The 21,701-nt window shown below is 49.1% G+C and carries 22 protein-coding genes and 1 other annotated feature; all 22 genes read left to right on the top strand.

The window, feature by feature from the left end; genetic code table 11:
* Positions 1–8: 8 nt before the first annotated feature.
* The 22 genes from ispD to rpsG all read left to right on the top strand — a co-directional run bounded on the left by ispD (position 9) and on the right by rpsG (position 21,696).
* Entirely contained in the window at positions 9–701 is a 693-nt protein-coding gene (ispD, locus tag AC3WT9_RS33295; RefSeq protein WP_341379938.1) for a 2-C-methyl-D-erythritol 4-phosphate cytidylyltransferase, read from the top strand.
* Between the two features lie 2 nt (positions 702–703).
* Positions 704–1,192 (top strand): 2-C-methyl-D-erythritol 2,4-cyclodiphosphate synthase, encoded by a 489-nt coding sequence (gene ispF / locus AC3WT9_RS33290; RefSeq protein ID WP_341379937.1) that lies wholly within the window; start codon positions 704–706, stop codon positions 1,190–1,192.
* A 50-nt stretch (positions 1,193–1,242) separates the two neighbouring features.
* Positions 1,243–2,706 (top strand): glutamate--tRNA ligase, encoded by a 1,464-nt coding sequence (gene gltX / locus AC3WT9_RS33285; RefSeq protein ID WP_341096628.1) that lies wholly within the window; start codon positions 1,243–1,245, stop codon positions 2,704–2,706.
* A gap of 533 nt (positions 2,707–3,239) precedes the next feature.
* Positions 3,240–3,932: a serine O-acetyltransferase gene (gene cysE, locus AC3WT9_RS33280; protein ID WP_341096625.1), complete on the top strand. Its 693-nt coding sequence runs from the start codon at positions 3,240–3,242 to the stop codon at positions 3,930–3,932.
* 52 nt (positions 3,933–3,984) lie between these two features.
* Positions 3,985–5,391 carry a cysteine--tRNA ligase gene (gene cysS / locus AC3WT9_RS33275; RefSeq protein ID WP_341379936.1) on the top strand — a complete coding sequence of 469 codons (1,407 nt, stop codon included), beginning with the start codon at positions 3,985–3,987 and terminating at the stop codon, positions 5,389–5,391.
* On the top strand, positions 5,388–5,825 hold the full coding sequence (locus tag AC3WT9_RS33270) for a Mini-ribonuclease 3 (protein ID WP_341096623.1): 438 nt from the start codon (positions 5,388–5,390) through the stop codon (positions 5,823–5,825). The genes cysS and AC3WT9_RS33270 overlap by 4 nt, the downstream gene beginning before the upstream one ends.
* A gap of 33 nt (positions 5,826–5,858) precedes the next feature.
* On the top strand, positions 5,859–6,623 hold the full coding sequence (rlmB, locus tag AC3WT9_RS33265) for a 23S rRNA (guanosine(2251)-2'-O)-methyltransferase RlmB (protein ID WP_038597120.1): 765 nt from the start codon (positions 5,859–5,861) through the stop codon (positions 6,621–6,623).
* Between the two features lie 2 nt (positions 6,624–6,625).
* Entirely contained in the window at positions 6,626–7,147 is a 522-nt protein-coding gene (locus AC3WT9_RS33260) for an NYN domain-containing protein (RefSeq protein WP_341096621.1), read from the top strand.
* Positions 7,148–7,308: 161 nt separating this feature from the next.
* Positions 7,309–7,953: an RNA polymerase sporulation sigma factor SigH gene (sigH, locus tag AC3WT9_RS33255; protein ID WP_020427086.1), complete on the top strand. Its 645-nt coding sequence runs from the start codon at positions 7,309–7,311 to the stop codon at positions 7,951–7,953.
* A gap of 424 nt (positions 7,954–8,377) precedes the next feature.
* Complete coding sequence (gene rpmG / locus AC3WT9_RS33250; protein WP_074086515.1) at positions 8,378–8,527, top strand: 50S ribosomal protein L33; 150 nt, start codon at positions 8,378–8,380, stop codon at positions 8,525–8,527.
* 20 nt (positions 8,528–8,547) lie between these two features.
* A complete protein-coding gene (gene secE, locus AC3WT9_RS33245) occupies positions 8,548–8,739 on the top strand; it encodes a preprotein translocase subunit SecE (RefSeq protein WP_038597114.1) in 192 nt (63 codons plus the stop codon).
* Between the two features lie 20 nt (positions 8,740–8,759).
* Positions 8,760–9,293, top strand: coding sequence for a transcription termination/antitermination protein NusG (gene nusG / locus AC3WT9_RS33240; protein ID WP_020427084.1), 534 nt, complete (start codon positions 8,760–8,762; stop codon positions 9,291–9,293).
* 74 nt (positions 9,294–9,367) lie between these two features.
* A complete protein-coding gene (gene rplK, locus AC3WT9_RS33235) occupies positions 9,368–9,793 on the top strand; it encodes a 50S ribosomal protein L11 (protein ID WP_020427083.1) in 426 nt (141 codons plus the stop codon).
* A gap of 81 nt (positions 9,794–9,874) precedes the next feature.
* Entirely contained in the window at positions 9,875–10,567 is a 693-nt protein-coding gene (gene rplA, locus AC3WT9_RS33230) for a 50S ribosomal protein L1 (RefSeq protein WP_038597112.1), read from the top strand.
* A 67-nt stretch (positions 10,568–10,634) separates the two neighbouring features.
* Positions 10,635–10,789 (top strand) — a sequence feature (ribosomal protein L10 leader region).
* A gap of 64 nt (positions 10,790–10,853) precedes the next feature.
* Entirely contained in the window at positions 10,854–11,357 is a 504-nt protein-coding gene (gene rplJ, locus AC3WT9_RS33225; protein ID WP_038597109.1) for a 50S ribosomal protein L10, read from the top strand.
* 65 nt (positions 11,358–11,422) lie between these two features.
* Complete coding sequence (rplL, locus tag AC3WT9_RS33220) at positions 11,423–11,782, top strand: 50S ribosomal protein L7/L12 (protein WP_038597106.1); 360 nt, start codon at positions 11,423–11,425, stop codon at positions 11,780–11,782.
* A 121-nt stretch (positions 11,783–11,903) separates the two neighbouring features.
* Positions 11,904–12,506, top strand: a complete 603-nt coding sequence (locus tag AC3WT9_RS33215; RefSeq protein WP_341379935.1) for a class I SAM-dependent methyltransferase — start codon at positions 11,904–11,906, stop codon at positions 12,504–12,506.
* A 418-nt stretch (positions 12,507–12,924) separates the two neighbouring features.
* Positions 12,925–16,470 carry a DNA-directed RNA polymerase subunit beta gene (rpoB, locus tag AC3WT9_RS33210; RefSeq protein WP_076112958.1) on the top strand — a complete coding sequence of 1,182 codons (3,546 nt, stop codon included), beginning with the start codon at positions 12,925–12,927 and terminating at the stop codon, positions 16,468–16,470.
* 112 nt (positions 16,471–16,582) lie between these two features.
* A complete protein-coding gene (rpoC, locus tag AC3WT9_RS33205; protein ID WP_038597098.1) occupies positions 16,583–20,194 on the top strand; it encodes a DNA-directed RNA polymerase subunit beta' in 3,612 nt (1,203 codons plus the stop codon).
* Between the two features lie 182 nt (positions 20,195–20,376).
* The gene (locus AC3WT9_RS33200; protein WP_340896375.1) at positions 20,377–20,628 is read left to right on the top strand and encodes a ribosomal L7Ae/L30e/S12e/Gadd45 family protein; all 252 of its coding nucleotides are present in this window, start codon (positions 20,377–20,379) and stop codon (positions 20,626–20,628) included.
* Positions 20,629–20,761: 133 nt separating this feature from the next.
* A complete protein-coding gene (rpsL, locus tag AC3WT9_RS33195; RefSeq protein WP_038597092.1) occupies positions 20,762–21,181 on the top strand; it encodes a 30S ribosomal protein S12 in 420 nt (139 codons plus the stop codon).
* A 44-nt stretch (positions 21,182–21,225) separates the two neighbouring features.
* Positions 21,226–21,696: a 30S ribosomal protein S7 gene (rpsG, locus tag AC3WT9_RS33190; protein WP_036652908.1), complete on the top strand. Its 471-nt coding sequence runs from the start codon at positions 21,226–21,228 to the stop codon at positions 21,694–21,696.
* Positions 21,697–21,701: the final 5 nt, after the last annotated feature.

Here is a 21,701-nt window from a genome sequence, read left to right as displayed (position 1 = left end):
CAAAAAGAATGTCAAACAGTGTGGGCGCCGTGATTGTGGCGGCAGGCAGAGGAACACGGATGGGGACCGCCGAGAGCAAGCAATATTTGCTGCTTCAAGGCAAACCCATTATCGTGCATACGCTGGAGGTGTTCCAGCAGCATGAGCTTATCTCTGGAATTGTACTGGTTGCTGGCCAGGAGGACATAGAACGCTGCCGGGAATGGGTAGAGGCCTATAAGCTGGACAAAGTGAAGGCTGTCGTTCCCGGAGGCTCCGAACGTCAGCACTCCGTACATTTGGGGCTAAAGCAGCTGGACACCAACTGGGTCATGGTGCATGACGGTGTACGTCCATTCGTGCAGGAGAGTGAGATTGATGCTTGCTACGAACGGGCCAGAGCGGTCGGCGCATCCGTACTTGCAGTGCCGGTAAAGGATACGATCAAGCAGGTAGACGGTGATGGTAAGGTGCTGTCTACGCCGGATCGGCGAAGTCTGTGGGCGATTCAGACCCCGCAGACTTTTCGTCTGTCTGATTTGCTTGCGGCGTATGCCGCGGCGGAGCGGGAAGGATTTATTGGCACCGATGACTCCAGCCTGGCCGAGCGCAGCGGGATTCCGGTATCTGTGGTGGAGGGAAGCTACAGGAACATAAAGATCACAACGCCGGAAGACCTCGATTTTGCCGAATTTACAGAAAGTAACAGGGGAGAGGGTTAAGCATGATAGCTGTAGGACAAGGTTTTGATGTACACCAGCTGGTAGAGGGAAGACCGTGTATTATTGGCGGAGTCACCATTCCTTATGAAAAAGGGCTGCTGGGGCACTCCGATGCGGATGTGCTGCTGCACGCGGTAAGTGATGCTATTCTGGGGGCGCTTGGGCTTGGTGATATCGGCAGGCATTTTCCCGACACCGATCCGGCCTTCAAGGATGCGGACAGCCTGAAGCTATTGGAGCAGGTATGGAGTCTTGCCCGCGAGCGTGGCTATAGGCTCGGCAATATCGACTCAACTATTATTGCCCAGAAGCCAAAGATGGCTCCGTACATCCCGCAGATGACTGAGATCATTGCCCGCGCGCTTGGAGCGGAAACCTCGAAAGTGAATGTAAAAGCGACCACTACCGAACAGCTCGGATTTGCCGGACGCGGCGAAGGAATTGCGGCACAATCTATTGTCTGCCTGCTCCAAGATGTGATATCATCTTGAGATGGCTGCAAGTGACCTAATTTTAACCATTATGAAGCGGAGGGAATACTATGGCGGATCAAGTCCGGGTGCGTTACGCACCGAGCCCTACGGGACATTTACATATCGGAAATGCCAGAACAGCACTGTTTAACTATTTATTTGCCCGTAATCTGGGCGGAAAATTCATTATCCGGATCGAAGATACAGATGTAAAGCGCAATGTCGCCGGCGGGGAAGAAAGCCAGCTGAAATACTTGAAGTGGCTGGGAGTAGACTGGGATGAGAGCGTCGATGTTGGCGGAGAATACGGCCCTTACCGCCAGACCGAACGCCTTGATTTGTATCGTATCTACTGGCAGGATTTGCTAGACCGCGGTCTGGCTTACCGCTGCTATTGCACCGAAGAGGAGCTGGAAGCGGAACGTGAGGAACAGACGGCCCGCGGCGAAACTCCGCGTTATTCCGGCAAGCACCGCGATTTGACAGAGGCACAACGCCTCGCGTTTGAAGCGGAAGGACGTATTGCCAGCATCCGCTTCCGGGTGCCGGAAGATCGCACATATACCTTTGAGGACATCGTAAAAGGCAGCATTTCTTTTACTACTAAAGAAATGGGCGATTTTGTAATCGTGAAGAAGGACGGAATTCCGACCTATAACTTTGCTGTAGCGATAGATGATCATCTGATGGAAATCTCCCACGTGCTGCGCGGGGAAGACCATATCTCCAATACGCCGCGCCAGCTGATGATTTATGAATCACTTGGCTGGGAACCGCCGCTATTTGGTCATATGACGCTGATTGTCGGCGATGACCACAAGAAGCTGAGCAAACGGAATGAATCCATTATTCAATTCATCGAGCAGTATGATCAGCTCGGCTATCTGCCGGAAGCGCTCTTTAACTTCATCTCCTTGCTTGGCTGGTCTCCGGAAGGTGAAGAGGAAATCTTTAATAAAGAAGAGCTGATCTCGATCTTTACCGCTGACCGCCTGTCCAAGAGTCCCGCTGTGTTCGACACGAACAAGCTGGCTCATTTGAACAATCACTACATTAAGCATGCGGATCCGAAGCGGATTGCAGCACTGGCCATTCCTCATCTGCAAAAGGCGGGAAGACTCCCGGCTCAGCTTAATGATGAACAGCAGACCTGGGCGGAAACACTTGTTGCACTGTACCAGGAGCAGCTGACGGCTGCATCGGATATTGTCGGGCTGTCCGAAATGTTCTTCCGCAGCCATGTGGAGCTCGAAACGGAAGCGGCTCAGATTCTGGCTGAGAGCCAGGTTTCTGAAGTTCTCTCCGCTTTTCTGGCCAAGGTGGAAGGTACTGAAGACTTCACTGCCAGCAATATGGCTGTTCTGATTAAAGAAGTGCAGAAAGAGACGGGCCACAAAGGAAAAGCGCTGTTTATGCCAATCCGTGTCGCTTTGACGGGTCAGACACATGGCCGTGACCTGAATGTGACGATTGCCCTGCTGGGCCGGAACCGAGTCATTGAACGTTTGAAATCACAAATCAAAGGGGCCTAAGCTTTGATGACCTGGGGGCAAACCTCTTGTCAGTCCCTTATCTTTTCGCTAAGATAGAAGAATATTGTAATAGCTGTGATCAGGAAAAGTAAGCGCATAAGGACAATTGCCAGAGAGAATAACCTCGTGAGGAACTTCCTTAAGAGGCTGGAAGTTATTCATTTGTCCGCCGCTGAACATGCGCCTGTGAGCTGCAGGGTTGAGCGTTCCCTTAAGGGACGTTAGACTGTGCCGGGAACGTTGCCGTTAATGACGCAAGAGGGATGCTGCATCCAGAGGCCGGAATGTTGGGCTGGGGAATATGCAATCATCCAAGCAGAGTGGAACCGCGGTTACACGCCTCTGCAGCTTTTAGCTGCAGAGGCGTTTTTTGTTGAAATAGGAGAGCAGATTCTTTGGACATAAAGATGGATTTCTGACCAAGCCTAAGCCCGCGGCAAACGTGTAGAGAGATAGATAGTGGGCTGCGCCAATACCTTCCTTATGCGTACCTGTAAACAGGAGGCGGGGAAGCCAAGAAGAGGGGAACCGTGATGTTTAAGCATATCAAGTCGGACATTCGGGCAGTATTCGACAACGATCCCGCAGCCCGCAGCAGATTCGAGGTTGTCTTCACTTATGCCGGACTTCACGCCATTTGGGGTCATCGGATGGCCCACTCTTTTTACAAACGGGGCTGGTTTACGCTGGCGCGCATCGTTTCACAGATCAGCAGGTTTATGACCGGTGTCGAAATTCATCCTGGCGCCCGTATCGGGGATCGGTTGTTTATCGACCATGGCATGGGGATAGTCATTGGCGAAACTTGTGAAATCGGTGATGATGTTATTATCTATCAAGGGGTTACGCTTGGGGGAACCGGTAAGGAAAAAGGGAAACGTCATCCTACTGTCGGCAATAATGTTGTAATTGGTTCCGGTGCGAAAGTACTGGGATCATTCCGGATCGGCGATAATTCCAATATCGGCTCCAACGCGGTTGTACTGCGTGAAGTGCCCAATAACAGCACTGTGGTAGGCAATCCCGGCCGAGTGGTCAAGCGCAACGGGGAACGGGTATCCGACCGTCTCGATCATACCAAGATGCCGGATCCGCTGGTAGATTCCCTGCGTTTCCTGCAGAAGGAGATTGAGGAAATCCGGGAACAGCTCGGGAACGAGGATAAGCAGAAAGCCGAGCAGCGGCGGCTGGAGAGCCAGCAATATATAGGTGACTATGAAATTTAAGCATCCCGGTATTCCAGTGAATGCCGGAACATCAGAAAGGATTGGGAACAGCATGGCTTTGCAAATCTACAACACAATGAGTCGCAGCAAGGAGCAGTTTGTGCCTCTGAAGTCAGGCGAGGTAAAAATGTACGTATGCGGACCAACCGTCTACGGCTATATGCATATCGGAAATGCCAGACCTGTTATCGTTTTTGATACGGTCCGCAATTATTTAGAGGCAATCGGCAATGAGGTGCGATATATTACCAATTTCACCGATGTCGATGATAAGCTGATCCGCAAAGCGGAGGAAATGAATACTACCGTAGCTGAAGTTGCTGAAATTTTTATCGCTGCCTACGGTGAAGATCTTGCCGGTCTGGGCGTAAAGCCGGCAACAATGAATCCGCGGGTTACACAAAGTATGGATCTGATCATTGAGCTCATTAAGGAGCTAGAAGCAAAAGGTTATGCTTATGAGAACGGCGGCGATGTATATTACCGCACGGGCAAATTTGCCGATTACGGCAAGCTGTCCCGCCAGAATCTCGGGGAGCTGCAATTCGGGATTCGTGTGGAAGTGGATTCGCGCAAGGAGAAACCCGAGGATTTTGTGCTATGGAAAGCGGCCAAACCGGGTGAAATCCATTGGCACAGCCCTTGGGGGAATGGACGTCCCGGCTGGCATATCGAGTGCTCGGCCATGGTCCGTGAATATTTGGGCGATACTATTGATATCCACGGCGGAGGGCAGGATCTACAGTTCCCGCATCATGAATGCGAATGTGCACAAACGGAAGTGCTGACCGGCAAGCCGCTGTCGAACTATTGGATGCACAACGGATTTCTCAACATCGGAGACGAGAAAATGTCGAAATCGCTCGGCAACGGGCTGCTAGTCAAGGATATCCGCCAGCGTTTCAAAGCTGGAACGATCCGTTATTTCATGCTCTCCACCCATTACCGCAATCCGCTGAACTTTTCGGAAGAAGCGCTGCTGTCTGCCGAGAAAAGCGCCGAGCGGATCGCGCTGGCAGAGAGTAATGTGAAGCATCGTCTGGAACTTGCTCCTGAAGGGGCTGTGGAAGCAGCGAGCGCAGAGACCGTGGATCGCCTGGCGAATATACTGGAGACCTTCCATGCTAAAATGCAGGATGATTTTAATACCCCGGATGCGATCACTGCTGTATTCGACTGGGTAAGCCTTGCGAATCTTACGCTTGCGAACAACGAGGCGAAATCCGCGGATTTTGCGGCGCTGCTGAAGGCTTTTTCGGAGATGAATGCGGTTCTGCGCCTTGCTCCCGAGCTTGAAGAAGAGGTCGCAAGTGAAGATGTGGAGCGGCTGATCGCAGAGCGGGCAGAAGCGCGCAAGAATAAGAACTGGGGACGGTCCGATGAAATCCGCGACGAGTTGAACCGTTTGGGCATCCTGCTTGAAGATACTCCACAAGGAATGCGGTGGCGTCGTAAATGAGCGGCGAGTTCAATGTGAACAACGCTTGGTTCCCGTATGAACCCTCCAAGCCGGTCCGGCAGCTCTCGCCAATCGTGCTCGCTTATGCGGGAGACGCGATTTATGAAGTGGCTGTCCGCCAATATCTGATCTCGCTGACGAATCTGCGTCCGAATCACTTGCACCGCACGGCAACCGGACTGGTCTCGGCTAAGGCGCAAAGCACCATTCTTGCCTTTCTTGACCCGATGCTCACGGATGAGGAGAAGGATGTCGCCCGGCAAGGACGGAACGCTAAGTCAGGGACGATCCCCAAAAATGCGGATGTGCTGGAATACCGCCATGCCACCGCTTTTGAATGCCTGATCGGGCACCTGTATTACACAGGGCAGCAGGAGAGAATACAAGAACTTGTCCACAGCAGTATAGAGTACATGATGAACCGGCCCAAGTGAGGCCATAAAACTTATAGAACAGGAGGCATGAACATGGAAGAAGAAATAAAGACAGAAGAAGAAATACTGGCCGGTAAGCATTCGGTGCTTGAAGCGCTTCGTGCCGGCCGTACACTGAACAAGATTTGGATCGCCGAAACGGCGCAAAAGCATTTAACCGCACCGATCGTTGCTGAAGCGCGCAAAGCGGGAATTGTGATCCAGCATGTAGATAAGCGGAAGCTGGACCAGCTTGCACCCGGAGTGCAGCATCAGGGAGTGGTGGCTCAGGCTGCGCCGTTCGCTTATGCGGAAGTTGCCGATATTCTGGCTGCGGCCGAGGCCAAAGGGGAACCGCCTTTTCTTATCCTGTTGGATGAGATTGAAGATCCGCATAATTTGGGCTCCATTCTACGGACAGCTGACTGCACTGGCGTACACGGGGTGATTGTGCCCAAACGGCGCTCTGCGCAAATTACGGCCACCGTGTCCAAAACCTCAGCTGGAGCTGTAGAATATGTTCCCGTAGCACGGGTCACCAATCTTGGCCAGACTATAGACCGGCTTAAGGAGCTGGGCGTCTGGGTGGTCGGAACAGATGTTGCTACGGATCAGAACCTGTATGAATCGGATATTTTCACCGGTCCGGTAGCTGTTGTTATTGGCAATGAGAACAAGGGAATGGGCCGCTTGATCCGTGAAAAATGCGATGTACTGCTGAAGCTGCCAATGGCCGGTAAGATCAACTCTTTGAATGCCTCAGTTGCGGCCGGCGTCATTATGTATGAGGTATTGCGGCGCCGGCAAGTACAGGGATAGCTATGGCAGACTGGCGCGATGTGCTGCTTGTGGATGGATACAACATGATCGGCGGCTGGCCGGAACTTTCGGCACTGTCGGAGACAGGCATGCAGGGAGCACGCGACCGGCTGCTGGATATGCTGGCCGATTATCAGGCATTCACCGGGCGGCGCGTCATTGCCGTATTCGATGCTTACCGTGTTCCGGGACTTGGCCGTTCCTTTGTGCAGGGGAAGGTGCAGGTCTTTTTCACTAAGGAAAAAGAAACCGCAGACGAATGCATTGAGCGGCTGGTTGGAGAATTCGCTCACCGCCGCCGGCAGATTTATGTGGCAACCAGCGATTTTGTGGAGCAGCATGTAATCTTTGCCCAAGGTGCGTTGCGGATTTCTGCCAGAGAGCTGCGGCTGGAGATCGAAGAAAATCAAAAGCAGGTTAAGAAAGCTATCGAGCCGCAGGGTACCAGCTCCCAGCGGCATTCCCTGGAAGAGAAACTTCCACCGGAGATGCGGAAACGCCTGGAGGATTGGCGGCGGCAATGAAGCATCCGGAAACCCGTAATCAATTGATTAAATTCCAAAAATTGTTATAGAAGATTGTTTTTGGACAAATACGGTTGACGGTGTAAGGTAACATAATATATACTGATCCTATATTTCGAGAAGTGACGATGTGTCTTGCGTTGCAGCCGGGGGGATTCTTGGTGAGTGTCGACCTCAAGGAATTAATGCTGTCTGAGTATGATTTCATAAGTGATGAAGAAATTGTCGAGATCTTCCGTGGTGGCGACAGTGGCGCATTGGAGCACTTGATTAACAAGTACCGTAATTTCGTACGTGCCAAGGCCCGTTCTTATTTTCTGATTGGAGCGGATCGTGAAGATATCGTACAGGAAGGCATGATAGGCCTTTATAAGGCAATTCGTGACTTCAAGGGCGATAAGCTGTCTTCGTTTAAGGCCTTTGCCGAACTCTGTATTACCCGTCAGATTATAACCGCCATTAAGACGGCTACCCGCCAGAAGCATATACCGCTTAATTCGTATGTCTCTTTGGACAAGCCTATATACGATGAAGATTCCGACCGGACGCTGATGGATGTCATTTGCGGGACTCAGGTGCTGGATCCGGAAGAACTGATTATTAACCAGGAGGAATTTATCGGCCTGGAGGATAAGATGGCGGAGATTCTCAGTGATCTCGAACGCAAAGTTCTGATGCTGTATCTGGACGGCAGGTCCTATCAGGAGATTGCGGAAGATTTGAAGCGGCATGTGAAGTCGATCGACAATGCTTTGCAGCGAGTGAAACGTAAATTGGAAAGATATCTGGAAGTGCGTGACAATTAATGATATAATGGACAGGAAAGACTCGGTCATCGAGTCTTTTTTTAGTGTTTATGCAAGTTTTGATGGATAAGACAGGATTTTAGTGGATTGCCGTTGCTAATAGGTTTATTCATAGTCGGATTGCTCCATAATGGTAAGAATAGTGCCTATCGATGTTCTATCGAGAAATTCCGTCCGTGAAGTCATTCATGACGACCTTGCACAAGGCAGCGAACAGCTGGGAAAGACAAGAACAAGACAATGAATGGAACACGGCTACATTACCCGAAATTACCCAGTGCGATGGGGAATTCTTTCGTTGACACAGAGCTTGACATTATGCTAAAGTGTTTTAGGTAGGCCTAAATTCGCGGGTTTTTTTTAGGATCAATATTTGCGTCTTCTAATTATAAGATTAGAAGTACGTCTTCGGGAGGTGCATATCATGCGGGTAATTATCACTTTGGCTTGTACAAGTTGCAAACAAAGAAACTATGCGACAACCAAAAACAAGCGAAATCACCCCGACCGCTTGGAGATGAAGAAATTTTGCAAGTTCTGTAACGAGCAAACTCCTCATCGCGAAACCAGATAGTCTTTGGAGGTGTAGTCGGCGTGAAACGTAGTTTCAAGTCATTGTTTTCCTTTTTCACTGAGAGCTGGAGCGAGCTCAAAAAAGTTCGCTGGCCTAGCCGTAAAGAGTTGAAAAACTATTCATTGATCGTTCTCGGTACAATTGTAGTTATGGCGCTTTACTTCTGGGTTCTGGACATCGGTATTTCCGCTCTGATCGAAACGATTATTTAGAGAGGTCCCAGGTGGCTTGTATGGAAAAAAGATGGTATGTTGTTCATACCTATTCCGGGTATGAGAATAAGGTTAAGGCCAATTTGGAAAAACGCGTTGAGTCCATGGGCATGGAAGACAAAATATTCCGTGTTCTTGTTCCTATGGAAGAAGAACTGGTAAACAAGGATGGCAAGAAAAAAACTGTCATGCGTAAAGTTTATCCTGGTTATGTTTTGGTCGAAATGGTTCAGACTGATGATTCTTGGTATGTTGTCCGCAATACGCCGGGCGTTACCGGATTTGTCGGTTCGACAGGTTCCGGATCTAAACCTACCGCTCTGCTTCCGGAAGAAGTTGAACAAATTCTGAAGCATATGGGCATGGTTGAACCTAAAGCGAAGATTGATTTCGAAATTAAGGAATCCGTACGTATTATGGTTGGTCCCTTTGCGAATTTTGTGGGCTCCGTGGAAGAGATTTTGGCTGACAAGAGCAAGATCAAAGTGCATGTTAACATGTTTGGACGGGAAACCCCGCTGGAGTTGGATTTCACTCAAGTGGAGAAAATATAACAGTGTCAAGGGTTTCTTGTGGGAGAACGCTTTAAGCGTTCGAATACCACTATTTACGCAAGGAGGTGTCACTCATGGCTAAAAAAGTTATTAAAATGGTGAAACTGCAGATTCCTGCAGGGAAAGCGAATCCAGCGCCTCCAGTAGGTCCGGCGTTAGGTCAAGCAGGTGTCAACATCATGGCATTCTGTAAGGAATTCAACGCTCGTACTGCCGACCAGGCTGGCCTGATCATCCCGGTTGAAATTACAGTATTTGAAGACCGTTCGTTTACCTTCATCACTAAAACTCCTCCGGCTGCCGTTCTGCTTCGCATCGCTGCTAAAGTAGAAAAAGGATCCGGTGAACCAAACAAGAAAAAAGTAGCGAAGCTCGGCCGCGCAGCGGTTCGTGAAATCGCTGAAACAAAAATGCCCGACCTGAACGCTGCATCTATCGAAGCTGCAATGCGTATGGTTGAAGGTACTGCCCGCAGTATGGGTATCACAATCGAAGACTAATATGTATTCGATGCACCGGTCATTCATGACCGCAATATGTGGGAGGAATTTCCGCTAACACCACAAAGGAGGAACATTTTCATGGCTAAACATGGTAAGAAATACATGGAATCTGCTAAGCTGATCGACAGCGAAGCAACATACGAGCCTTCAGAAGCTGTAGAGCTTGTGAAAAAGGCAGCGACTGCCAAATTCGACGAAACCGTTGAAGCAGCAGTTCGTCTGGGTGTAGACCCGCGTAAACAAGACCAAGCTGTTCGTGGTGTTGTTGTCCTGCCTCACGGCACAGGCAAAACGCAACGCGTACTTGTATTTGCAAAAGGTGAAAAAGCGAAAGAGGCAGAAGCTGCTGGCGCGGATTTTGTAGGCGATCAGGATATGATCAACAAGATCCAACAGGGCTGGTTTGAATTTGATGTCTGCGTAGCTACACCTGATATGATGAGTGAAGTTGGTAAACTGGGTCGTCTGCTCGGTGGTAAAGGCCTCATGCCTAACCCTAAAGCTGGCACAGTTACTTTCGACGTTACCAAGGCTGTGCAAGAAATCAAAGCCGGTAAGATCGAATACCGTCTTGATAAAGCCGGTCAAATTCACGCACCTATCGGCAAAGTGTCCTTTAATGCTGAACAATTGAACGAAAACCTTAAATCCCTCATCGACGCTCTTAACCGTGCGAAACCGGCTGCTGCTAAAGGTGTTTACCTGAAGAACATTGCTATTTCGTCAACTATGGGACCTAGTGCTCGTGTGAATACAACTTCTTACAGATAATAGGGGTTGACTCTTAGAGTCATCTTTGATAATCTATAACAGTTGTGAACTTTAAGGTGATCATTCTTCAACTTGAATATGCTTACCGTAGACAGTAGGTGCCGTAGGGCTTAATTTCCTACCGAGGTGTTGTGATAGAAACAAGAAGTGCCGGGTACATGCCTGTGTAACTTACGTTTTATCAAGCCTTCGTGAATCTGCGGAGGCTTTTCTAATGCCTGCGTAGGAACGACGAGAATTTTCCGGAAGAATCGTCGTCACATAAATTTTCAGGAGGTGTATACAAATGGCAAATGCAAAAGTAATCCAAGCTAAACAGGAAGCGGTTGATGTTGTAACAAGCAAACTGCAGAACAGTGTTTCCACTGTTGTTGCGGACTACCGTGGATTGAACGTTTCGCAAGTGACCGAACTGCGTAAGCAGCTTCGTGAAGCTGGCGTTGATTTTCAAGTCCTGAAAAACTCTTTGGTGCGTCGTGCAACTGCGGCGTCTGATTTGACTGAGTTGGACGCAGTTCTGACTGGTCCTACAGCAGTAGCATTCAGTGAAACTGATGCAGTAGTAGCAGCCAAGATTTTGAATGACTTCGCTAAGAAGAACGACGCTCTGAAACTGAAGGGCGGCGTTGTAGAAGGTAAAGTTATCGACGCTGACCAGCTGAAAGCACTGGCTGAGCTTCCATCCCGCGATGGTTTGCTGTCCATGCTGCTTAGCGTGCTTCAAGCTCCAGTGCGCAACTTCGCGCTTGCAGTTAAAGCAGTCGCTGAGAAAGAAGAACAAAGCGCGTAAGCCTTTGTCTCTAGCATCATAATCAATACCACAAATAAATTTAAATATAAAATGGAGGTTCAATCATGAGCAAAGAAACAATTTTAGAAGAAATTAAAGGCATGAGCGTATTGGAACTGAACGACCTGGTTAAAGCAATCGAAGAAGAATTCGGCGTAACTGCAGCAGCTCCAGTAGCAGCTGGCGGCGCAGTAGCAGCAGTAGCAGAAGAACAATCCGAATTTGACGTAATTTTGACAGGCGCTGGCGCTTCCAAAATCAACGTTATCAAAATCGTTCGCGAAATCACAGGTCTGGGCTTGAAAGAAGCTAAAGACCTCGTAGACAACGCTCCAAAACCAATCAAAGAAAAAGTAAGCAAAGAAGAAGCCGATGCTACCAAAGCAAAATTGGAAGAAGCAGGCGCAGCTGTAGAAGTGAAGTAATTCGCTTCAATAAGGTAATGCCCCGGGGAGGACTTCTCCTTCCGGTTCTTGCAACCCCCTTGAACTTGTTCAAGGGGGTTGCTGTATACAATAGGAAGAACAAAATGAAAGGGAGGATCTTATGTCGCAGCATTATTACTCGCAGCAGCCGGAAGCGCGTCATGACAGACGTACCCTAAGCACGGTTCTGAGAGGGAAAACCCTGCGGTTTACCAGCGACGCCGGTGTTTTTTCCAAAGGAGATATCGACCATGGAAGCCGTGTTCTAATTGAGACTATGGACATTCCGGATGGATCTGCAGTGCTTGACGTAGGCTGCGGGTACGGACCGATTGGCATTAGTGCAGCGTTTCTGACCCCGGGCGGCCATGTGACGATGATTGATATTAACAGCCGTGCGGTCGAGCTGGCTCGCGAGAATGCCCAGCATAATGGAATCCGCAATGTTACAGTTATGGAAAGCGATGTGTTGTCTGCAGTAAAGGGACAGAAGTATGATGTCATACTTACCAATCCTCCGATACGTGCCGGCAAAGCGGTAGTGCATCGTATTTTTGAAGAGGCGTATGAGCATTTAAATGAGGGTGGAAGTCTGTGGATTGTAATCCAGAAGAAACAGGGGGCACCTTCAGCGGCAGCAAAACTCGAAAGCTTGTTTACGGTTGTGGAAGAAGTGGGGAAAGACAAAGGCTATCGTATTATCAGGGCGCAAAAAAATAGTTGATTATTCATTGACTTGTGATATAGATAGTGGTATTATTATAAAATGTCAGTATTAAGCTAGGCTCCATGTCTTTAGTTTGCTGAAATGTCAAGTAATATATTGTCGCCCGGCAAGCGCATGCCGTACGGCAAGTTTGTGCGAATTCAGTTCTCTATGTTACTGCCACGGCGAAGGTCGCCGGGGAAATAGATAATAGCGCATAAACTGTTGCTTGGTGACGTATAATACGTACGTTTTGGGCAAATCTACTGGATAAGGAGTATTTTGGTCATGGATAGATGCGCTCTTTTTTCGAAAGATTTCGATAAGGGCTTTTCTCTATTTGTGGCTGAATCCTTGTGTTATGGTTCCATTATAATGGTCCAAACAAGGGTTCGCAATCAATTTTTAAGTGAGTAGACATGAGGGGTGAGTAAAGTTGGCAGGACATCTTGTTCAGTATGGTCGACGCACTCGGCGGAGCTATGCGAGAATTAACGAGGTACTCGAGGTCCCGAACCTGATCGAGATCCAACAAAAATCTTATGATTGGTTTTTGGAGGAAGGATTGCGGGAAATGTTCCAGGACATCTCGCCGATCCAGGATTTCACAGGGAATTTGGTGCTTGAGTTCATTGATTACAGCCTGGGTGAACCGAAATATACGGTTGACGACGCTAAAGAGCGGGACGTAACATATGCGGCTCCTCTGCGGGTGAAAGTACGGCTCATTAATAAGGAGACCGGTGAGGTCAAAGAGCAGGAAGTGTTCATGGGAGATTTCCCGCTGATGACGGAGACCGGCACTTTTATTATCAATGGTGCGGAACGGGTTATTGTCAGCCAGTTGGTTCGCTCTCCAAGCGTCTATTTCAGCACAAAAGTGGATAAGAACGGTAAAAAAACCTACACCGCCACAGTAATTCCTAACCGCGGAGCCTGGCTGGAGCTTGAGACCGACGCTAAGGACATTATGTATGTCCGTATCGACCGGACTCGTAAGATCCCGGTTACCGTGCTTCTGCGTGCTCTCGGGTTCGGCAGTGATGCTGAAATTCTGGAACTGCTTGGCAATGATGAATATATTCGCAATACGCTGGATAAAGACAACACGGACTCTACGGAAAAGGCGCTTATCGAAATCTACGAGCGTCTGCGTCCGGGCGAACCGCCGACACTTGATAATGCCAAGAGCCTTTTGGTCGCACGTTTCTTTGATCCGAAGCGCTATGATCTGGCCAATGTAGGCCGCTACAAGATCAACAAAAAGCTGCACATTAAGAATCGTCTGTTCAATCAGCGTTTGGCTCAACCTCTGGTTGATGAGTCCACAGGTGAAATCCTGGCGGAATCCGGCCAAATGGTTGACCGTCGTCTGCTTGATGAGCTGATTCCTTATTTCGAGAAGAATGTCGCTTCCAAAAACTACCGTGTAAGCGGTGGGGTTATGGACAGTATTGATATCCCACTGCAAACGATCGACGTGTTCTCGCCGATTGAAGAAGGACGGGTTATCAAGCTGATTGCCAATGGCAATATCGACAAATCAGTGAAGCATATTACTCAGGCTGATATTATCTCCTCAATCAGCTACTTTATTAATTTGTTGCACGGCATCGGCAACACCGATGATATCGACCACCTGGGTAACCGTCGTTTGCGTTCTGTAGGCGAACTGCTGCAGAACCAATTCCGTATCGGGTTGTCCCGTATGGAGCGCGTAGTGCGTGAGAGAATGTCGATACAGGATGCTAATGCGATTACGCCACAGGCTTTGATCAACATTCGTCCGGTTATCGCGTCGATTAAAGAGTTCTTCGGTAGTTCGCAGCTGTCCCAATTTATGGACCAGACGAACCCGCTGGCTGAACTGACGCACAAACGCCGTCTATCGGCACTCGGACCCGGCGGTCTGACTCGTGAACGCGCGGGCTTTGAGGTTCGTGACGTCCATCACAGTCACTACGGCCGTATGTGTCCAATTGAAACGCCGGAAGGTCCGAATATCGGGCTGATCAACTCCTTGTCCACCTTTGCCCGCATCAATGAATACGGCTTTATTGAAGCGCCGTACCGTTGGGTGGATCCGAAGACTGGCAAGGTGACCGAACAGATCGATTACCTGACTGCCGATGAAGAAGATAACTATGTAGTTGCTCAGGCTAACGTACTGATCGACGAAGAGGGCTCCTTCAAAGAAGACATGGTTATCGTTCGTTACAACAAAGATTCAGACAACATTACAACAATGCCAAGTAATCGCGTGGATTACATGGATGTATCGCCAAAACAGGTTGTATCGGTCGCTACGGCGCTCATTCCGTTCCTTGAGAACGATGACTCCAACCGCGCACTGATGGGATCGAACATGCAGCGTCAGGCCGTTCCGCTTCTAATTCCTAAAGCACCGCTTGTCGGCACAGGAATGGAACATAAATCCGCTAAGGATTCGGGCGTATGTATTGTTTCCAAGTATGACGGTATTATTGAACGCTCGTCGGCCAACGAAATTTGGCTGCGCCGCGTTGAAGCTGTCGAAGGCAAGGAAGTTAAAGGCGATATCGTTAAATATAAATTACACAAATTTATGCGTTCGAACCAGGGTACCTGCATTAATCAACGTCCGCTGGCTAAAAGAGGCGACATTGTTAAGAAAGGCGACATTCTGGCCGATGGACCATCCACGGAAATGGGCGAACTTGCTCTTGGCCGCAACGTAGTTGTTGCGTTCATGACTTGGGAAGGTTACAACTACGAGGATGCGATCCTGCTGAGTGAGAAACTGGTTAAGGAAGATGTATACACTTCGATTCATATCGAGGAGTACGAATCCGAGGCTCGTGACACCAAGCTGGGACCTGAAGAGATTACGCGTGATATTCCGAATGTCGGTGAAGAAGCGTTGCGCAATCTTGATGAGCGCGGCATCATCCGCATCGGTGCGGAAATCAACGCTGGTGACATTCTGGTAGGTAAAGTTACTCCTAAGGGTGTAACTGAACTGACTGCCGAAGAACGCCTGCTGCACGCTATCTTTGGTGAGAAAGCCCGCGAAGTGCGCGATACTTCGCTGCGCGTTCCTCATGGTAGTGACGGTATTATCGTTGACGTTAAGGTATTTACACGCGAGAACGGCGATGAGCTGCCTCCGGGTGTAAATCAGCTGGTTCGTGTCTACATCGCTCAGAAACGTAAGATTTCTGAAGGTGACAAGATGGCCGGACGTCACGGTAACAAGGGTGTCGTTGCCCGTATCCTGCCTGAAGAGGATATGCCATTCCTTCCTGACGGTACACCGGTGCAGGTTGTCCTGAACCCTCTGGGCGTTCCTTCCCGTATGAACATCGGCCAGGTGCTCGAAGTTCATATCGGTATGGCTGCCCTGCAGCTCGGTATTCACGTAGCTACTCCAGTATTTGATGGAGCGCGTGAGAACGACGTGTTTGATACGATGGAAGAAGCCGGCATGCAGCGTAATGGTAAGACAGTGCTTTATGACGGCCGTACAGGTGAACGCTTCGAGCGTGAAGTTACTGTCGGCGTTATGCACATGATCAAACTGGCGCACATGGTTGACGATAAGATTCATGCCCGTTCCACAGGGCCTTACTCTCTCGTTACACAGCAGCCACTCGGCGGTAAAGCCCAGTTCGGCGGACAGCGTTTCGGGGAGATGGAAGTTTGGGCGCTTGAAGCTTACGGTGCTGCATATACACTTCAAGAGATTTTAACTGTGAAGTCCGATGACGTGGTAGGCCGTGTCAAGACGTACGAATCCATTGTCAAAGGCGAGAATGTTCCAGAACCAGGTGTTCCGGAATCGTTCAAAGTACTCATCAAGGAACTGCAGTCGCTTGGTATGGATGTTAAGATCCTCAGCGGTGACGAGCAGGAAATTGAAATGAAGGAACTGGATGATGAGGATGAGACGTCAGGCGACAAGCTGAGCCTCAATTTGGAAGGCGCAGAAGTCGGAATAGAGTAATTCAACTGTAAGAATCAATTTCATTTAAAAAGGACCGTGCCCTCTTTTGATCTAACCGTCAAGGGAGGGCCTCCGGTACTAAATCAGGATATAGGTTAAGGAGGGTTGCTCCTTGTTGGACGTTAACAATTTTGAATTCATGAAAATCGGGCTTGCTTCTCCGGAGAAGATTCGTTCTTGGTCCCGCGGAGAAGTAAAAAAACCGGAAACCATTAACTATCGTACATTGAAGCCGGAAAAAGAAGGTCTATTCTGCGAACGTATCTTCGGACCGCAAAAAGACTGGGAATGTCACTGTGGTAAATACAAACGCGTCCGTTATAAGGGCGTAGTGTGCGACCGGTGCGGCGTGGAAGTTACCCGCGCTAAAGTTCGCCGCGAACGTATGGGCCACATTGAACTGGCGGCTCCTGTATCTCATATCTGGTATTTCAAAGGTATTCCAAGCCGTATGGGTCTGGCACTCGATATGTCCCCGAGATCGCTTGAAGAGATCATCTACTTTGCATCTTATGTTGTAACCGATCCAGGTGAAACACCACTGGAGAAGAAACAACTGCTGTCCGAGAAAGAATATCGCAGCTACCGTGAGAAATACGGCTACGGTTTCCAAGCCGGCATGGGTGCCGAAGCCGTGAAGAAGCTGCTTCAGGATATCGACATCGAGAAGGAATTGGAATTCCTCAAGGAAGAGCTGCGCACCGCCCAAGGCCAACGCCGCAACCGGGCGATTAAACGTCTGGAAGTTATTGAAGCGTTCCGCAACTCCGGCAACAAGCCTGATTGGATGATCATGGATGTGCTTCCGGTTATTCCTCCGGAGCTTCGCCCGATGGTTCAATTGGATGGTGGCCGTTTTGCTACGTCTGACCTTAACGATCTCTATCGTCGCGTAATCAACCGGAACAACCGTCTGAAAAGACTGCTTGATCTGGGTGCTCCTGATATTATCGTGCAGAATGAGAAACGGATGCTTCAGGAAGCTGTCGATGCACTTATCGACAACGGCCGTCGCGGCCGCCCTGTAACGGGTCCTGGTAACCGTCCGCTCAAATCGCTCAGCCATATGCTGAAAGGTAAACAAGGACGTTTCCGTCAGAACTTGCTCGGTAAACGGGTTGACTATTCCGGACGTTCCGTTATCGTTGTAGGACCGTATCTCAAAATGTACCAATGCGGACTTCCAAAGAAAATGGCGCTTGAACTCTTCAAGCCGTTTGTTATGAAAGAATTGGTAAACAAGGGCTTAGCCCATAACATCAAGAGCGCAAAACGTAAAGTTGAGCGTGTGAGCCCTGAAGTATGGGATGTGCTTGAAGAAGTAATCAGAGAGCATCCGGTTCTGCTGAACCGTGCCCCTACACTTCACCGTCTCGGTATTCAAGCGTTTGAACCGATTCTGGTAGAAGGCCATGCTATCCGTCTTCACCCGCTCGTATGTACGGCTTACAATGCCGACTTTGACGGTGACCAAATGGCGGTGCACGTTCCTCTATCTGCAGAAGCTCAAGCGGAAGCACGTCTGCTTATGCTGGCCTCCGGTAACATCCTGAACCCTAAGGACGGCAAGCCGGTTGTTACCCCTTCCCAGGATATGGTCCTCGGTACGTTCTACCTGACCATGGACAACAAGGAAGAAAAGGGTACGGGTATGATTCTGCGTACCGTGAACGAAGCTGTTTCAGCTTACCAGCGTGGAACCGCAGGTCTGCACGCCCGTGTAGCTATTCCTGTTAAGGCTCTGGGTAAAACCTGCTTTACAGAACAGCAACAAGGCGCAATGCTGATTACTACGGTCGGAAAGATCATCTTTAACGAGATCTATCCTAGCAGCTTCCCTTATATCAATGAAGCGACCAAAACAAACCTGCTGCAAGGCACACCAGAGAAATACTTTATCTATGAAAAAGGCGCGGACATCCGTGAGCTGATTATGAATGCTCCGGAAGCAAGTGCTGTAGGTAAGGAATACCTCGGTCTGATTATTGCCCGCTGCTTCGAAACCTATCACACGACCAAAACATCTGTGATTTTGGATAAAATCAAACAACTCGGCTTTACTTACTCCACACGTTCCGGTGTTACGGTTGCCGTATCGGACGTTATCGTGCCGGAGGAAAAAGCTACAATCCTGAAAGAGTCCGAGGCTAAGGTCGATGTGGTTGCCAATCAATATCGCCGTGGTCTGATCACCAATGACGAACGGTATGACCGTGTTATTGAGATATGGTCGAAGACGAAGGATGATCTTACCAACGTGCTGTTGAAATCGATGGACCGTTTCAATTCCATCATGCTCATGGTTGACTCCAAAGCGCGTGGTAACAAATCGCAGATTACCCAGCTGGGTGGTATGCGCGGACTGATGGCTACACCATCGGGACGGATTTTCGAATTGCCGATCAAGGCGAACTTCCGTGAAGGCCTGACCGTCCTCGAGTACTTTATCTCCACTCACGGAGCGCGTAAAGGTCTAGCCGATACAGCACTGCGTACAGCCGACTCCGGATACTTGACCCGTCGTCTCGTTGACGTTGCCCAAGACGTTATTGTCCGTGAAGAAGACTGTGGTACCGATAAAGGCTTCACTGTCAGCCGTATTCAAGATGGCAAGGAAGTTATCGAAGATCTGTATGACCGTATTGAAGGCCGCTACTCCTTTGAAACTGTACGTCATCCGGAAACGAAGGAAATCCTCGTTCACCGCAACGATCTGATTGACTCCGACAAAGCTGAGGCGATTGTTAACGCTGGTGTGACCAAACTGCAGATCCGTTCTGTGCTGAGCTGCCGTGCGCGTCACGGTGTCTGCAAGAAATGCTACGGACGTAACCTGGCAACAGGTAAATTCGTGGAAATCGGAGAAGCTGTCGGTATCATCGCGGCACAATCCATCGGTGAGCCGGGAACCCAGCTTACAATGCGTACGTTCCATACCGGGGGTGTTGCCGGTGATGACATCACGCAAGGTTTGCCGCGTATCCAGGAGTTGTTTGAAGCCCGTAACCCTAAAGGTCAGGCTACAATCAGTGAAATTGACGGGGTAATCAAGGAAATCCGCGAAACCAAGGACCGCCGCGAAATCGAGGTTCAAGGTGAAGCTGAATCCAAGACTTATTCCATCACCTACGGTTCGCGTCTGCGTGTCAGTGAAGGCCAGGAGATTGAAGCTGGCGATGAGCTGACGGACGGTTCGATCGACCCTAAAGAAATGCTGCGCATCAAAGGGATCCGCGGGGTACAAAACTACATTCTGCAAGAAGTACAGCGTGTATACCGTAACCAAGGCGTTGAGATCAATGATAAGCACATTGAAGTTATGATTAAGCAGATGCTGCGCAAAATCCGTATTATCGATGCTGGTGATACGAATCTCTTGCCAGGTGCATTTGCGGACATTCATGAATATGAAGCTGCGAATAAGGAAGCCATTCTTTCTGGTAATGAGCCTGCAGTTGCCAAACCGGTACTGCTCGGTATTACTAAGGCATCTCTGGAGACAGATTCCTTCCTGTCTGCGGCCTCCTTCCAAGAAACTACCCGCGTCTTGACTGATGCTGCAATTAAGGGTAAAGTAGATAAGTTGCTTGGACTCAAAGAAAATGTTATTATCGGTAAGTTGATTCCTGCAGGTACTGGCATGAATCGTTACCGTAATGTGAAGCTGAGTGATCCGAATGTCGAAAGCTCGCAAGAAGCTTTAGAAACGGTTCCTGCTGAATAGTTAAATAATCATGGCGGGCAGTTGATTATGCCACGGCTATTTATAGACGTGGCGCTGCTGCCTGCTGTGAATATTAATAAATTTATTGCCGATTCTCTTGACATCATCTACTGATAATGCTAATATGTCTAAGGTGCGTGAGTAGCCTGGTTATTCTTGTTCATTGGAGGTAATGATTTATCATGACTGATGATAGAGGACTGCAGGATGCTCAGGTCAAGATCGGTACCAAACAAACCGTTAAGGCGGTGGAGTTGGGCCAAGCCGCAGAAGTCTATGTGGCAGAGGACGGAGATCAACGGCTTACTTCCAGAATTGTTATGCTTTGTAACAAACAAGGTGTGAAGGTCACTTATGTAGACACGATGCTGAATTTGGGCAAGGCTTGCGGTATAGAAGTTGGTGCTGCTATGGCAGCCGTCTTAAAACAATAGCACGAGAAGCGTTTTTGTACCGGGGTACACTTCGGCAACAAAGACTTTTCATTTGTCTTTTTATGAACCGCCTGGGTCTGTGGACTTAATGTTCGTAAATAGATTACTATTTCAGGAAGGGGGTGGCACAACAATGCCAACTATTAATCAACTGGTTCGTAAAGGCCGTCAAGCCAAAATCGAAAAATCCAAATCTCCCGCTCTTCAAAAAGGGTTCAACGCCCTCAAACGTGAGACTACAAATTTGAGCGCCCCGCAAAAACGCGGTGTGTGCACTCGTGTAGGCACAATGACTCCACGTAAACCAAACTCTGCGCTTCGTAAGTATGCCCGTGTTCGTTTGACGAACCGTCTTGAGGTGACTGCTTACATTCCGGGTATTGGACATAACCTTCAAGAGCACAGTGTTGTATTGCTGCGCGGAGGTAAAGTTAAAGACCTTGCAGGAGTTCGTTATCACATCGTTCGTGGCGCTTTGGATACAGCAGGCGTTGCTAACCGTATGCAAGCTCGTTCCAAGTATGGTGCTAAACGTCCTAAAGCAAAGAAATAAGTTAAGAATATCTGAATAACAAACATTGAGAAAGGGGGATATCCATGCCACGCAAAGGTCCAGTTACTAAGAGAGATGTATTGCCAGATCCATTGTATAATAGCAAGTTGGTTACTCGTTTGATCAACCGTATTATGCTGGGTGGTAAAAGAGGTGTCGCTCAAAGCATTCTGTACAATTCGTTCAAGTTGATTCAAGAACGCACAGGCAAAGATCCGATGGAAGTTTTCGAAGCTGCCATCAAGAATATTATGCCGGTATTGGAAGTTAAAGCTCGTCGTGTCGGCGGTGCTAACTACCAAGTGCCTATCGAGGTTAAACCTGAAAGACGTACTGCTTTGGGATTACGTTGGCTCGTAAACTACTCACGCAACCGCGGTGAGAAGACGATGGAAGAGCGTTTGGCGGCTGAGATCATCGACGCTTCCAACAACACAGGCGCTTCCGTTAAGAAACGTGAAGACACGCACAAAATGGCTGAAGCAAACAAAGCGTTTGCTCACTACCGCTGGTAGGATTT

The organism is Paenibacillus sp. EB106-06-01-XG199 (genome assembly GCF_058791575.1).
Note: the sequence above shows the minus strand (reverse complement) of the source record. Positions and strands in the feature narration are given on the sequence as shown.